Annotated in this window: 18 protein-coding genes; 10 read left to right on the top strand and 8 right to left on the bottom strand. The window is 41.8% G+C overall.

All coding sequences use genetic code 11. The annotated features are described in order from the left end of the window. Positions 1-33 precede the first annotated feature (33 nt). Positions 34-213, bottom strand: a complete 180-nt coding sequence (locus tag ACQKFO_RS17850) for a YjzC family protein (RefSeq protein WP_427600197.1) — start codon at positions 211-213, stop codon at positions 34-36. A 204-nt stretch (positions 214-417) separates the two neighbouring features. On the opposite strand from ACQKFO_RS17850, the gene ACQKFO_RS17845 reads away from it, so the two are divergent. Both ACQKFO_RS17845 and ACQKFO_RS17840 read left to right on the top strand, forming a co-directional pair. Next, positions 418-1227: an undecaprenyl-diphosphate phosphatase gene (locus ACQKFO_RS17845; RefSeq protein WP_427600196.1), complete on the top strand. Its 810-nt coding sequence runs from the start codon at positions 418-420 to the stop codon at positions 1225-1227. 73 nt (positions 1228-1300) lie between these two features. Beyond that, on the top strand, positions 1301-1993 hold the full coding sequence (locus ACQKFO_RS17840) for a Crp/Fnr family transcriptional regulator (protein WP_427600195.1): 693 nt from the start codon (positions 1301-1303) through the stop codon (positions 1991-1993). 256 nt (positions 1994-2249) lie between these two features. On the opposite strand, the gene ACQKFO_RS17835 is transcribed toward ACQKFO_RS17840, so the two are convergent. Both ACQKFO_RS17835 and ACQKFO_RS17830 read right to left on the bottom strand, forming a co-directional pair. Next, entirely contained in the window at positions 2250-2558 is a 309-nt protein-coding gene (locus ACQKFO_RS17835) for a metal-sulfur cluster assembly factor (RefSeq protein ID WP_044337705.1), read from the bottom strand. Positions 2559-2642: 84 nt separating this feature from the next. Next, positions 2643-3416, bottom strand: a complete 774-nt coding sequence (locus ACQKFO_RS17830) for a prolyl oligopeptidase family serine peptidase (RefSeq protein WP_427600194.1) — start codon at positions 3414-3416, stop codon at positions 2643-2645. A 184-nt stretch (positions 3417-3600) separates the two neighbouring features. On the opposite strand from ACQKFO_RS17830, the gene ACQKFO_RS17825 reads away from it, so the two are divergent. The 3 genes from ACQKFO_RS17825 (at position 3601) to ACQKFO_RS17815 (ending at position 4871) form a co-directional block, all read left to right on the top strand. Beyond that, positions 3601-4416 (top strand): Cof-type HAD-IIB family hydrolase, encoded by an 816-nt coding sequence (locus tag ACQKFO_RS17825; protein ID WP_427600193.1) that lies wholly within the window; start codon positions 3601-3603, stop codon positions 4414-4416. 114 nt (positions 4417-4530) lie between these two features. After that, positions 4531-4680 carry a hypothetical protein gene (locus ACQKFO_RS17820; RefSeq protein WP_187443328.1) on the top strand — a complete coding sequence of 50 codons (150 nt, stop codon included), beginning with the start codon at positions 4531-4533 and terminating at the stop codon, positions 4678-4680. Next, positions 4680-4871, top strand: coding sequence for a DUF3813 domain-containing protein (locus tag ACQKFO_RS17815; protein ID WP_427600192.1), 192 nt, complete (start codon positions 4680-4682; stop codon positions 4869-4871). The genes ACQKFO_RS17820 and ACQKFO_RS17815 overlap by 1 nt, the downstream gene beginning before the upstream one ends. A 42-nt stretch (positions 4872-4913) precedes the next feature. Here the strand turns inward: ACQKFO_RS17815 and ACQKFO_RS17810 are convergent, their stop codons facing one another. Then, a complete protein-coding gene (locus ACQKFO_RS17810; protein WP_427600191.1) occupies positions 4914-5651 on the bottom strand; it encodes a BsuPI-related putative proteinase inhibitor in 738 nt (245 codons plus the stop codon). Positions 5652-5705: 54 nt separating this feature from the next. Then, on the bottom strand, positions 5706-6560 hold the full coding sequence (locus ACQKFO_RS17805; RefSeq protein ID WP_427600190.1) for a YitT family protein: 855 nt from the start codon (positions 6558-6560) through the stop codon (positions 5706-5708). 187 nt (positions 6561-6747) lie between these two features. On the opposite strand from ACQKFO_RS17805, the gene ACQKFO_RS17800 reads away from it, so the two are divergent. The 5 genes from ACQKFO_RS17800 to ACQKFO_RS17780 all read left to right on the top strand — a co-directional run bounded on the left by ACQKFO_RS17800 (position 6748) and on the right by ACQKFO_RS17780 (position 11058). Beyond that, a complete protein-coding gene (locus ACQKFO_RS17800) occupies positions 6748-7605 on the top strand; it encodes a DegV family protein (RefSeq protein WP_427600189.1) in 858 nt (285 codons plus the stop codon). Positions 7606-7662: 57 nt separating this feature from the next. Next, the gene (locus tag ACQKFO_RS17795; protein WP_148968441.1) at positions 7663-7794 is read left to right on the top strand and encodes a DUF3941 domain-containing protein; all 132 of its coding nucleotides are present in this window, start codon (positions 7663-7665) and stop codon (positions 7792-7794) included. 167 nt (positions 7795-7961) lie between these two features. Beyond that, positions 7962-8453, top strand: a complete 492-nt coding sequence (locus ACQKFO_RS17790; protein WP_044337711.1) for a YajQ family cyclic di-GMP-binding protein — start codon at positions 7962-7964, stop codon at positions 8451-8453. Between the two features lie 69 nt (positions 8454-8522). Further along, complete coding sequence (locus tag ACQKFO_RS17785; protein WP_427600188.1) at positions 8523-9875, top strand: CoA-disulfide reductase; 1353 nt, start codon at positions 8523-8525, stop codon at positions 9873-9875. Between the two features lie 313 nt (positions 9876-10188). Next, positions 10189-11058, top strand: coding sequence for an SDR family oxidoreductase (locus tag ACQKFO_RS17780; protein WP_427600187.1), 870 nt, complete (start codon positions 10189-10191; stop codon positions 11056-11058). Positions 11059-11124: 66 nt separating this feature from the next. Here ACQKFO_RS17780 and ACQKFO_RS17775 read toward each other — a convergent pair whose 3' ends face one another. The 3 genes from ACQKFO_RS17775 to ACQKFO_RS17765 all read right to left on the bottom strand — a co-directional run bounded on the left by ACQKFO_RS17775 (position 11125) and on the right by ACQKFO_RS17765 (position 14722). After that, positions 11125-12156: a LacI family DNA-binding transcriptional regulator gene (locus tag ACQKFO_RS17775; protein ID WP_427600186.1), complete on the bottom strand. Its 1032-nt coding sequence runs from the start codon at positions 12154-12156 to the stop codon at positions 11125-11127. 146 nt (positions 12157-12302) lie between these two features. Continuing rightward, on the bottom strand, positions 12303-13841 hold the full coding sequence (locus ACQKFO_RS17770; protein ID WP_427600185.1) for an alpha-amylase family glycosyl hydrolase: 1539 nt from the start codon (positions 13839-13841) through the stop codon (positions 12303-12305). Positions 13842-13879: 38 nt separating this feature from the next. Continuing rightward, complete coding sequence (locus tag ACQKFO_RS17765; RefSeq protein WP_427600184.1) at positions 13880-14722, bottom strand: sugar ABC transporter permease; 843 nt, start codon at positions 14720-14722, stop codon at positions 13880-13882.

Below are 14722 nucleotides of genomic sequence, written 5' to 3'. Positions count from 1 at the left end.
TTGTCGACACGGCATCCTTGTTCCCTTGTGGGGTTAAGGTTTTCTCTTATACGTCCATAGACGATTATGGTTGGAGTTTTCAGGAAATCTGTCTCCCGCATTTAATCGAAGTTTCTGCGGATTTTTCACCATACTTCCAGTTTCACCAATTTCGATATATTCTCCATTATTAGGTGCTTTTTCTCCAGCTTTGAACTGTCGTGACTGGCCCATTCCTACCCCTCCTTCTCGAAGCGATGCTTCCTTACTATTTTTCTACAATGCCGAGCATTCATGCATGCCAGATGAAGGATATCAGAAGGCTTTATATGATAAACAAGTTACGGTTCGGTTAACATTTGGAAAAAGGCTTTACAGTCTTTCCCTTTATGGTGTTAAATTAAAAACTGTGGAGAAAAAAAGCTTGGAGGAAACACAATGGATTTTTATCTGATTATGAAATACTTATTTTTAGGGATTTTTCAAGGGTTTACTGAACCAATCCCGATTTCATCGAGTGGGCATTTACTATTAGCCCAGCATTTCCTTGGAATCAAGGATGCTACCCTGACATTTGAAATCCTGGTTAATACGGCTTCATTAGTGGCTGTACTCATTATTTACCGTGAAGATATCATGCGCCTGATCGTGAATGGCTTAGGCTATTTCAAACATAAAACACCTGAAACGAAACGTGATTTTCATTTCATTGTTTACTTATTGATTGGTACGATCCCTGCCGGGGTGATTGGTATATTATTCGGAGACGTGATAGAGGAACATTTAACATCTGTTATCACAGTAGGAATTACACTTATCATTACCGGTATTGCCCTATGGTTAATCCGTAATCTTCGAGGAAGAAAAAATGATGGCGACTTAAATGTGAAAGACGCTATCGTTATCGGACTTGCACAGGCAGTAGCCCTTATTCCTGGAATCAGTCGTTCAGGTGCAACCATTGTTGCTGCAATGGCAAGCGGGATGAAAGCTGAAACGGCATTACGTTTCTCTTTCCTGCTCTATATCCCTGTAAGTGTCGGGGTTATGGTATTTGGAATAAGTGATTTGATCAAGGATCCGAATCTTGCTTCAATGGCCATTCCTTACTTAGTCGCTTTCATTGCGTCACTTATTGCTTCATACTTCTCACTAAAGTGGTTCATGAATATTATGGCTAAAGGAAACCTGAAATATTTTGCCATTTACTGTGCCGTTGTCGGAGCTGCTGTTTTAATTTTCGCCTAAATCCCTTCTATCTGTCTGTATCCTTTGGTAAGCTTTAAAGAATAAGACATTACGATGGAAATGATGTGATCTCATGAGTGAAAATCTAGAAGTTCCTTCGGGGATTAAACAATTATTTTTTGAGAAAAATAAGTTAAAAACCGTAAAAAAAGGAACTTTCCTGTTTCAAGAAGGGAAACCTGCTCAGGAGTTATACTTAATCAAAAGCGGTCGAATTCAGATCAGCAAAGTGATTCCTGATGGCCGCGAGTTGTCATTACGTATATGTTCAAGTAATGATGTGATCGGGGAGTTAACGTTATTTACGAAAGAAGCTTACTACATGCTCAGTGCTAAGATCCTTGAAAATACAGAGACCTATGTACTCCCAAAAGAAGTCTTTGAAGAAAAGCTTTCGGGTGATAACAGCCTCACCATTCAATGGTTAAAATGGATTCAAATGCAAAATCAGCAAAATCAAACGAAGTTTCGTGATCTCGTTCTTCATGGAAAAAAAGGTGCACTCTACTCGACACTGATCCGTATGTGCAATAGCTATGGAAAAACCGTTGAAAATGGCATACTGATTGATTTTCCGTTAACCAATCAGGAGTTGGCCAATTTCTGTGGTTCCTCAAGGGAAGTCGTGAATCGGTTGTTGAGTGAATTGAAGAAAGACAATGTCCTGGTGTGGGAAAAAGGATATATCACGATACTTGATTTGAATTTTCTCAAAGCTGAAATCGATTGTGAGAACTGTCCGGTTTCGATTTGTAGGATTGATTGATGACAGGATGCATGAAAAAAGCCGAGGATGCAGGTAGAGATACTGCATCCTCGGCTTTTTCACCTGTCCAGCACCGGCGGCTAGACCCTCGAGGTCATAAGTCAAGCCTGCCAAGAAGGCAAAGAACGCCTTTCCGGCAGGCTCGTCTTATGCTTGTCGGGTCTGACCAAGCCGCCTCCGCTTTTCTATTGTCCAGCTCCAGGGGCTTGGGGCTCGAGGTCATAAGCCCCAGGGCGAGCCCCTTCCGCTTTTCTTGTTACCTGATCCCCAATGCAATCTTAGCATAGCGGGACATGTTGTCTTTGCTCCATGGCGGATTCCAGACGATATCCACTTCTGTTTCTTTGACTTCCGGAATGTCACTTAGGGCTGTTTTCACTTGATCGACAATGGTACCAGCCAGCGGGCATCCCATTGAGGTAAGTGTCATAGTGACCGTTGCTTTACCTTCTTCATCAAGATCCACGTCATATACCAGACCTAAATTGACAATGTCTATTCCTAATTCAGGGTCAACCACCTGTTCCAGTGCCCCCATCAAATTATCTTTAAGATCCTGATCCATGTTAACACTCCTTTACAATATATGCTTGTTTCATATCTATATTCAGTACTCATCTTAACAAATAAACAGGCGTAAGACAAAAGGTTAGGCTGATAAATGCTTCTCAAACCACTCAACAAGCTTTAACACGCCTTCTCTCGTTACTTTATGATCGGCTTTATCATCTTCTATAAATAACAGGTTATCTTCCTGGGATTCATAGTATGGCAGGATGCTCTGGTAGAATTCTTGTGTCAGGTTGAATGGTACGACTTTGTCCCGTTTTCCGTGCCAGAACATCAATGGTCTGCCACTAAGTTTTTCAGGCTGAAGACTTAAGTCATAATGAGCCAGTTCACTTAACATGTTTTCTATCTCTTCTTCGCTGAATGGAAGTTCATATCCCAATGATTCAACTTGGGCCAACTGGGCTTGAGCAAACTTCACATATGTAGGATTCCCCATCAGCGAGACAGCAGAAGAGATCCATTCATATTGAGTCAAAGCTCCAAGAGTGACGATACCACCCATTGAGGTCCCTGCAACTCCGACACCATTATGAACGAGCAATCCATTTTCTTCAAAATGACCTTTAATAATCGATAATTCATGAATCGTATTTAAGACGATCTTCCAGAATACTTGCCCTAATTGATGCTCTGATTTGCCTGTCGAACGTTCTCCATGCTCTAAACAATCGGGAAGAATCACTCTAAATCCTTTTTCCGCAAGATAGTAGGCGTAGTGTAAATTATGCTCCTTCGCACTTGTAAAACCGTGAATGAAAAAGCATATCGGGACTTGCTTATCTGCATCTTCTTCTTTTACAAGGTGCAGGAACGGAATGCTTTGAATGGTTGATTTATCAACTAAGATCATGTGTGGTCTCTCCCTCCTGAATGCATTTCACTTTACTATGATATCCTAGATTTGGTAGTATGTATAATATTTAAATCGTAAGCGTTTGTAAACATTTTTTAAATGATCTGAAGCTGAGGTAGACAACTTTCTATGTCTAGCGCTAGAATTGCCTTAATACCAATAAGATTGGGGATTTGTATTCATGAACGCACAAGATAAACATCTGATTGTTCTGGATTTAGACGGAACACTATTAACGGATGAGAAGAAAATCTCATCAAAAACCCACGATATATTAAAAAAAGCACGCATGAAAGGGCATGAAGTGATGATTGCCACAGGCAGGCCTTATCGTGCGAGTGAATTGTATTATCAACAATTAAAGCTAACTACCCCGATAGTAAATTTCAACGGTGCTTTTGTGCATCATCCAATTGATGATTCATGGGGAGTGTATCACGAGCCGATGGATTTAAAAGTGGCTAAACAAATCATTGATGCATGTGATGATTTTAAATTCCGTAACATTGTTGCCGAGGTGATGGATGATGTGTATCTGCACTATCACGATGAAAAGATCATCGATGTATTCATGATGGGCAATCCAGCGATCTCAACTGGTGATATCCGAAAAGTACTTTCCAATCATCCTACTTCCATGCTCATTCACGCTGAAGAAGAAGATGTTCCAGAGATTCGTGCACACCTGGATGATGTTCATGCAGAATTGATTGACCACCGCCGCTGGGCAGCACCGTGGCACATCATCGAAATCGTTAAATCAGGATTGAATAAAGCAGTCGGAATAGAACGAGTTGCTTCATCTTTAAATATTCCCCAAGAACGGATCATTGCATTCGGGGATGAAGATAACGACCTTGAAATGCTTGAATATGCAGGTACCGGAGTCGCCATGGGGAATGCCATTGACCCCCTGAAGGATATTGCCAACGAGGTAACATTTTCGAATGAAGATGACGGGATCGGGCGCTACCTGCAAAAACGATTTGACCTCTAAATCAGAACGTTTTTGGAAGCTGTGGGTATATCTTCTTAAAGTAATCCACTACCACTTGAGCCATACTAAAAAGGAGCGCATCATGCGTTCCAACTTGCAAAAGGGGTGGTAGTGATGGGTAGAAATAAATCTAAACGATTTGTACAACAAGGTAAAATCGCTGTAACAAAACATGATGAACGTATTCCGTACCATCTGACGTATGCTGAAGCAGAAGCTAAAAAGCTTGCTTCACATGGCGAAGGGCTAGGGGGAATGGAGTAATGAGTAATCCATTATTCCAACAGGCCCGAAACGCGGTTCAGTCCGCCCAACAAGCATGCAGTACGGGAGAAAACGCTCAAATGTCCATTGATAAAGCGAAAAACGCGTTGTCCTCTGCTTACGCTAACTCAAATGTCGAAGAACAAAAGCAGCTTCATGCTCTTCAAGATGAGTTAAACCGCCTGTCATAAAGAAAGAACAAGGGTTGTCCAAAATGGGCAACCCTTGTTCTTTCACGGAATGGAGATGACATATCGGTGAAGAATCTTCCCATCCCCTTTATCCCGCTCATATAGACTTATAAACGCCTTCTCTCCACTACCTGATAGCTCCGGAAGTATGATTGTAAAATCAGTCCAGTTAGGCGCTTCTTTATTAACCTTGAATAATGTTTCTTTTAGGAGCACTCTATGTCCGTCCTCTACCGAATAATAAAAGCTGCCATCTGATACCCTGGCTCGACCTGTGATGGTAAAACGCCCTTTCACCTCACGTACGGCTACCCCTCTAAAAGACGGATTTTCTTCAGGAACAGAGAATGAATCCACAGCTCGCATAGGATGATCAAATCCACTCATATCCTCTCCCATAAGCTGCGCTTCAATTGTATAATGCCCTTTTGGGACACGCTTTCCTTCCTGTTTGTAATCCCATGTTTCTTTCCAAATCTTCGTTTCACCCTTTTTCAACATAAGGTTGTGGAACGCCTGGAGGAATGATTTCCCCTGACTGTACCGATAGACCACTTGACCTGCTTTGTTTTTGATCCTAAAGTCAAACATCTGACTAGTAGGGAAAGTGATCTTTTTATCCCCTTCACTATTATTATAAAGTACGAGCCTGATCTGAGTTTCTTCTTCTCCCGGAATAGATTTCACAGAAAAGATCAGAGGTGCCTTCTCTGCTTTCATCGGAGAAGGCACACTAAAGAGCATGAAAGAACTAATAAGGATATAAACAAATGCCTTCAAGGTGATACCCCTTTCTATTTAAGTTCACCTCTAGTATTTGTTAATATTAAGAATCTAATCTCTTCTAAAAAATCCGAATATCCCAGTCGTTTGCACGATATTGGTAAAGGCGTTGGGGTCTACATCTTTAATGGTATGTTCAAGCTCGTAAAGTTCATAACGCGAAATGACAATGATCAACATTTCCTTATCTTCACCGGAAAAAGCCCCTTTTGCAGGCAGAGTCGTGATTCCCCTGACAAGCTTAGAATGAATGGCTTCTCTTAATTCATTGGATTTCTTTGTCACAATCATCGCTGTGAGTTTTTCATGGCGTGTATGGATGGCATCAATGACACGGGTTGAAGCATATAACGTCACTAACGTATACAATGCTTTTTCCCACCCATACAGAAACCCTGCAGAAGTAATGATGACCGCATTCATCAGGAAGAAATATGATCCGACAGGTTTATCTTTCATTCTGGAAAGAATCATGGCAATAATGTCCATCCCTCCAGTGGATGCACCCCATTTTAACGTGATTCCAACCCCCACAGCGGCAATAACCCCGCCAAAGACGGCGTTCAGAAGGATATCAGGAGATAATTTAATCACAGGAATCACTTCAAGGAATAAAGACGTCAGAAATACAGAAATGAAGCTATAAACTGTAAAGGAACGACCAACTTTAAGCCACCCCAGAATCGTCACAGGAATATTTAAAATAAATAATAAAATACCTGTTGAAATATTGAATGGTGCAAATTCTTTTAGCACACTGGACAATAACTGAGCCAATCCTGTAAAACCACTTGCATAAACATTTGCCGGTATCAGGAAAAAATTCATCGCAATGGCACCCAGCACAGCCCCTACTAAAACTACGAAAAACTTCTTCGCTTCTAATTGAACATGATCTCTCGACATTGACAGACCTCCCACTTCTAGTTGTTATTTTCTATGTTCCACAATTCATCTTAACTAAACTAATCCCGATAATCATCTTTTAAGAAGATAATGATACTTTTTACCTTAAAACCATACTCTATGGATTGTTATTTGAATGAAATATAGCTAGACTAAAGCTATATAGAATAATCAAAGGATGATTAGAATGACAGTAAAATTATTTGCTGATAGTGCGAGCGACCTTCCTGCTGCATTTTTCAATGAACACAACATAGAACTGCTGCCACTGAAAGTACATATTGATGGTCAGGACTACGAGGATTTGGTCACCATCGAGCCGAAAACCGTATTCGACAAAATAAGGGAAGGACATATGCCAAAAACGTCTCAAGTATCACCGGATTTTTTCATGAAGAAGTTCACAGAGCTTGCAGAATCGAATCAATCCGGTATCTACATTGCCTTTTCCTCACAATTGTCAGGGACGTTTCAAACGGCTGTGATGATTCGGGATCAGGTAAAAGAGGAACACCCCTCTCTTGATTTGACCATTATCGATTCAAAGTGCGCTTCACTTGGCTACGGATTGGTTGTAATGAAGGCTGCTGAACTGCTTCAGAATGGTGGGACTAAAGATGAAATTATCGAAGCATCCCGTTTCCACTCAGAGCATATGGAACACCTATTCACCGTAGAAGACCTTGAATACCTGGCAAAAGGCGGAAGAGTATCAAAAGCATCAGCTTTTCTTGGAGGATTGCTAAACATCAAGCCTCTCCTTCATGTAGAAGATGGAAAGCTTGTCCCGATTGAAAAATTGCGTGGGAAAAAGAAGCTCCTCAAACGAATTCTCGACTTGATGGAAGAACGGGGCGAAGATCTCTCCAATCAAGTGATCGCCATCAGTCACGGAGACGACGAAGAACTTGCCCTTGAAATGAAAAAGCTCATCCAAGAAAAATTTTCACCGAAAGATGTATATATCAGTATTATTGGATGTGCCATAGGTTCTCATACAGGCACAGGCACTTTAGCCATATTTTTCTTAAACGAACACTCATAAACTCCCCTCTCCTTCCTCATACTATGAGAGAAGAATATACTCGAAGGGAGAATTACTATGCCACATACATCTGATAACGAAAAAAAGGCAAGAGACAACAACGCCCTGCGCCAGGAAAAAAATAAGATCAAAGAAGTGAATCGTAAAGCAGGGAAGAATCAGTTTTCTAAGAAGACGGATCATTTGTAAGGGATTGCCTTGGGCAGTTTCAGGCTTGGATACGAAAAAGTGCCAGTTCTTTATAGAGCTGGTGCTTTTTATTTTCTCTAAAAATCCCCCCAATGCATTCATAGAAGTTGTATGCACCATCAAAGGTTGTCTATAATGAAAGAGATAATACTATGGAGGGGTTACATATGGCAAAAGAGAGTTCATTTGATATTGTATCGAAAGTGGATATGTCTGAAGTGAGTAATGCGATTCAGATTGCGTTGAAGGAAGTTCAAACACGATATGACTTTAAAGGAAGTAAGAGTGACATTAAATTAGATGGAGAGGAAATCGTTCTCGTATCTGATGATGAATTTAAAATGAATCAGTTAAAGGATGTTCTTCTAAGCAAACTCATCAAACGTAATGTTCCTGTGAAGAACCTTGACTACAGCAAGCTTGAAGGGGCATCCGGCGGAACCGTTCGTCAGCGTGCGAAGCTAGTTCAGGGAATCGATAAAGAAAATGCAAAAAAAATCAATACCATCATCAAAAACTCCGGCGTAAAAGTGAAGAGTCAGGTGCAGGATGATCAAGTACGGGTCACTGGAAAAAGCAAGGATGATCTTCAAAAAATCATCGCTGCGATCCGTGAGGCGGATCTTTCTATCGATGTACAGTACGTAAACTTCCGATAATCCGGTTTTTCAAAGAAGTCTAATGGGTACAATATATCCATTAGACTTCTTTCATTTAGGAGGAAAAACATGAAGAAAAAAGTCATCATTATTGGGGCGGTCGGCGGCGGTGCCACCACTGCTTCACAAATTAGAAAACTGGATAGTGAAATAGAGATCATTCTTCTTGAAAAGACATCCTATCTTTCATACGGGGCATGCGGAATGCCTTATTACCTGGGTGAAGTCATTAAAGACCGTGAAAGCTTGTTTGCAGCGACTCCTGAAAAATTACATACGAAAAAAAACATCGATGTCCGCATGCATCATGAAGCGCTAAAGATTGACCGTGATAAAAAATCCTTACTTGTAAGGGATCATGACAAAAACCAGGATTACGAAGAAACATATGATTACCTCGTGCTTGCAACAGGGGCTTCCCCCTTTATCCCTGACATACCGGGACTGGATAAAATCCCGGCTTTCCATCTTAGAACCGTTGAAGACATGGATAGGATCAAGCAATTCGTTGAAACCTCGAAGCCAAAAGTCTGTACCATTATCGGCGGGGGCTACATAGGAGTCGAAATGTCCGAGAACTTCACTCATTTAGGGATTAAAGTCAACCTGGTTGAAAGATCGGAACATGTGATCAGTGTGATCGATGAGGAGACTGCCCTCAAACTGCAAGAGCATATAACAGAGCAAGGTGTGAGGCTCTACACGAAGGATGGGCTTAAAGAGGTACTTCCGGAGTGTACCCTGAAACTGGATAGCGGAAAAACGTTTCAGTCTGACTTCATCCTCCTTTCGGTAGGTGTGAAGCCTAATAACCTTCTTGCTAAGGAAGCCGGGTTATCAACAGGAGAGTCTGGTGGTGTCGTCAGTAATGAGTTCATGCAAACTGACGACCAATTTATTTATGCAGTCGGAGATGTGGTAGAGTCCATCGATTTTATTGACGGGACCCCGAAGCAGGTTCCCCTCGCATGGCCTGCCCATCGACAAGCATACATCATCGCAAGACACCTATCAGGAAGCCCTGTACCTTTTAAGGGGATGCTTGGAACTGCTATTGCGAAGGTTTTTGACCTTTCCATTGCATCTACCGGATTAGGTGAGAAGGAATTAAATGAAAAGGGCTATTCATATAAAACATCCGTGCATAAAGGAAAGTCACATGCTGGCTACTATCCCGGTGCTCATGATGTGTATGTAAGAGTCCATTTTTGTCCTGACACAGGAAAGCTTTTTGGAGGAAATGTAGTCGGCGGCGAAGGAGTAGACAAACAAATCGACGTTCTTGCCACAGCCATTTACGGAGGTCTGACCATTACCGAACTCCAGGAAATCGAAACCTGCTATGCCCCTCCCTTCTCCTCTCCCAAAGGGTTGTTGAACATGATCGGCTATAAAGGTGCCGGGTTGAAGGAAAAAGAATAAATGTAGGCAGGCTTCTCTCGGGAGGAGCCTGTTTTTATATTAGTATGCACTTAATAACTTTGATGATGGATAAATCTGTTTAACGGCTGGATTCTTTCCGGTTTCGGCCGGATTAGCCTCAAAAATGGCTGGATTTATGGGAATTTCGGCCGGATTACCCTAAAAACCGGCTGGATTTCCTTCAAAATAACTGCATCACACGACTAATAAATCGATAAAATTGCTAAATCTCCCAAAACAAACACGTTAATAATTATTTTTTCCGGGTAAACACTATCCTAAGATAACCTAAATCATCAAAGGAGTGTTTTCATTGTCACAACAACAAAATCAGAAGCAAACGTTCCCCCCTCAGCACCAGGATCATCAGCCCGGCACAGTGGATGAGATGAACCCCCAACCGATTCATACGGATCAAAATTATAAGGGGAGTGGAAAGCTGGACGGGAAGGTCGCACTCATTACCGGAGGGGACAGCGGGATTGGACGATCGGTCGCATGGTATTATGCCAGAGAAGGCGCCCATGTCGCGATTTCTTATTTAGATGAACATGAAGATGCGAATAAAACGAAGGAATTGGTAGAAGCAGAAGGTGTACGATGCATCCTGCTGTCAGGTGATATAGGAAGCTCGACGTTTTGTAAAGACATCGTGAGCAAAACGATTTCTGAATTCGGGAAGCTTGATATCCTGGTGAATAACGCTGCCGAACAGCATCCTCAGGCAGGTCTTGCGGATATAAGTGACGAGCAGTTGGAGCGTACATTCAAAACGAATGTATTCTCTATGTTCTACTTAACAAGAGCAGCTTTGCCACATCTTAAAAAAGGAGCTTCCATTATCAATACGGCTTCTATTACAGCTTATAAAGGTAATAAGGATTTGATTGATTACTCTTCTACTAAAGGGGCCATTGTCAGTTTCACCCGATCCCTTGCAGAAAACATTGCATCCGATGGAATCAGGGTTAACGGCGTGGCACCTGGCCCGATATGGACCCCGTTGATTCCGTCCACCTTCAGCTCTCAAAAGGTATCTCAGTTTGGAGCGAATACTCCACTGGGACGTGCTGGTCAGCCGTATGAGTTAGGACCTGCATACGTATACCTGGCAAGTGAAGATTCAAGCTATGTATCTGGACAAATGATTCATATTAATGGCGGCACGGTTATTAACGGATAAATGAAAAGCGACTGAAATAGATGAATCTCCAATTAGTGGAGATTTCAACGTTTCAGTCGCTTTTTATTATGATTTCACTTTCCGCTCACTGCAAGAGCATCTTGTCACGAGCTGATGCGGGACGATGATTCTCTTGATCGGCTCTTTCGGGTTCTCAATCTTTTGGATCAGGCTTTTTGCTGCCTCATTTCCCAGATTGAATATGTTGATATCCACAGATGTGAGCGGCGGACGGGACATTTCAGCCAGCAATACATTGTTGAAGCTCACAATGGAAATGTCTTCAGGAACACGGATGCCCATTTCATCCAGTGTGTTCAGTACCCCTAATGCCATTAAATCATCGGCCACTACCAGAGCCGTTGGAGGTGCCTCTAATTGCATCAGTTCATTAATGGCTTCACGACCTCCTTCACGAAGAAATTCTTCATGAATGATGTACTCGTCCTTCATGTCTATCCCGGCATTACGCAAAGCCTTCTCATAACCTAATAGACGCTCAACGGTTACCACGAGGTTGAGGTCTCCACCTATAAAGCCGATACATTCATGACCAAGCTCCAGGAGATAATCGGTTACTTCCTTCGTTGCCCGGTAGTTGTCATTATCCACATGAGTGATCTCTTCACAATATTTATAGGGCTTCCCGACGACGACAAATGGAAAACCTCGATCTTTTAGGTAGTTCATCACTTTATCTTCCACTTTTGAGTACAGAAGGATGATTCCGTCCACTCTTCCCCCTTGCACCATTTGGACGACACCTTCATAAATTTCTTCTTCGGATTGACCTGTGGACATCTGAAGTGCGTATTGTTTTTCCTGCGCCCCTTCACTTAGCCCTCTTAAAACTGTCGGAAAGAAAGGATTTTGTGAAAAAGTACTAGCCGAACCTGGTAATACAAGTCCCAATACTTGAGTGGATTGATTTGCCAAGCTCCTTGCAATGAAGTTAGGATGATATCCTAATTGCTCCATCGCTTCTCTTACTTTTTGCTTCGTTTTCTCGCTGATTCTTGGATTGTTTGCAATAACACGCGAAACCGTAGATGGAGCTACGTTTGCAAGCTTTGCAACATCCTTGATGGTGACAGCCATTCATTCCACCCCCCTCTTTGAAAATCGTACCCTCTTAGTTGTAGAGGGCTCCTTTATTCTATTTATTACGGTAATTAAAACGCTTCCATTTCGGTATTCTTAAAAATCAGGAATTGCAGGGCTCCTAGACTGAACCCCGCATCAAATCATGACTGTTTTTTCTTCCTTCCTCGTTTCCATACAAGATAAATAAAGAGTAAGAAGAGGACATATACAGTGCCAAGTGCCAGTAAGTAAGGATAATTCAATCCACTCTTCTGTTTAAGGGAATAAACCTCAGATTCTTCACGATCCACTACGATCGTATAGTTTCCATCCTTATCAATACGTACCAGGTCTGCGGTTAATAATCCTTTCAGCTCACTATTTTCCGCTAATTCTTCTTGACTCAATTGAACCTTTTGAGATTCACTTGTGTTGTTTATGGCGATCACGAGCGTTTGATCCCCGTACGTACGCTTAAATATTCCCATACCGTCTTTTTCATAGATGGGTTCTATCGTCCCTCTTGTTAGGGCGGGGTAATCTTGTCGAAGCTTTCCTAATTGAGTGATGTAATCAATCAATTCTTCATCTGCCCTAAAGTTCATAAAACGTCGATTATCCGGGTCATTTCCACCATCTACGGCTATCTCTGATCCATAATAAACGATCGGGATCCCTGGAGTCGTATACATATACGTTAGAGCGAGTTTCCACCTGGTACCCGGGAAGAGCTTCTCTTGAACGAGCAATCTCGTAAACCGTTCCATATCATGGTTATCGATAAAAGTCCCCATTACGTAAGGATCGTCATAGTATGTTTCGTTGTATTTCCAGAAGTTAAAAAGACGATCCATCGATGTATCCGGCTTTTGGAATACAGAACGCATCTCTTCTGCTTGAGGAAAATTAACAAATCCATCAATTCCTACATCATTATACTTTGCTATCTTCTGGGGGTCGCGATCGAACACTTCACCAAGAAGATAGAAGTCTTCTTTGACTGACTTAACCTCTTTGCTGAAATCAGTCCAGAACTCTTGTGGTACGTGACGAACAGTATCCAATCGATATCCGTCAACATCTGTCTCTTCGATCCACCATTTCGCGGCGTCAAATAAGTAGTTTTTCACTTCCGGATTTTCTGTATTTAAATCGGGAAGATCATATAACCACGCATTTTGCAGACTTTCTTCATTATCGAAGTTCATCGGCTGATTTTCATGAAACCAGTCCGATTTTTCAGGGTCATTCACCCAAGGGTGTTCGGGTCCGACATGGTTCACAACGAAGTCCAGCATCACTTTCATATCACGTTTGTGTGCCTCATCTACAAGCTTCTTAAACGTGTCGATGGATCCAAAATGTTCTTCTGTCTTATAGAAATCCGTAATCCAATACCCGTGATACCCAAGTGGTTGATTATCAAAGATCGGGGTCAGCCAGATGGCGGTAAATCCCATATCCCTAATATAATCCAGCTTATCAATCACACCTTGAAAGTCCCCGCCTTGATAGGCTTTAGGATCTTTGGTATCCACATTCTTATCGTTGCTCGTATCCCCGTTATTAAAGCGATCGACCATTAGAAAATAAATGGTCTCATCCTGCCATTTTCGTTCTTCTTTTTCAACTGCACCTACCGGAAGGGCGTAAAAAAGAAGAAACGGGACTAAAATGAGAGATAATACTCTTCTTTTCATCTCCGCTCCTCCTAAAACTGTTAGTAACGCCTATAAGATTATCCTTTTGTACCCCCTGCCGTCAATCCTGAAACGAAGTATTTCTGGAAGAACAGGAATAATAGGGCAATTGGTACGGCAATTAATACAGATCCAGCAGCAAATGTAGTAAATTCAGCTCCGAATTGTTTTGCTACCATATCATAAAGGGCAACCGGTAATGTGTACATTTTTTCTGAACGCAATAAGATACTGGCAATGATAAAGTCCGCGAATGGTGCAATGAATGAGAACAGAGCAACTACCGCGATGATCGGTTTCGCAAGTGGCATGACGATCTGGAAGAAGATTCGTAAATGTCCCGCTCCGTCCATCTTAGCTGATTCATCGAGCTCTTTCGGAATTGTATCCAGGTACCCTTTCATTAACCATGTATTCATTGGAATCTGTCCACCAACATAGACAAGAATCAATCCAATATGTGTGTCCAACAGATCTGTTAATAGTGCTAAAACGAAAATCGCAATTAATGCAGCAAAGTTAGGTATCATTTGGAGGATAAGAAATGTCATTAATCCATTCTTACGACCGGTGAAGCGGTAACGGGAGAATGAATATGCCGTTAAACTGACCAGTAAGACCGTAAGTGCCATGGTTGATAAACTGACTTTTATCGAGTTCCAGTACCAAAGCAGATAATTACTTTGTTCCAGATCGAATAGTTCTTTATAGTGTGCCAATGTTGCATTCTTGGGAATGATGGATGAACCGGATAAACTTTGACCTGGGTTGAATGAAGATCCGATGATCCATGCAACCGGGTAAAGAATGATGGCAAACATAATTCCGATGGCTGCGTATGAAAGTGTTAAACGTATGAGTTTCTGTCTCTTCATATTCAT

This window comes from Rossellomorea sp. NPDC071047, assembly GCF_050270195.1.
Lineage (GTDB): Bacteria > Bacillota > Bacilli > Bacillales > Bacillaceae_B > Rossellomorea.
This window is presented reverse-complemented; position numbering and strand designations above follow the sequence as displayed.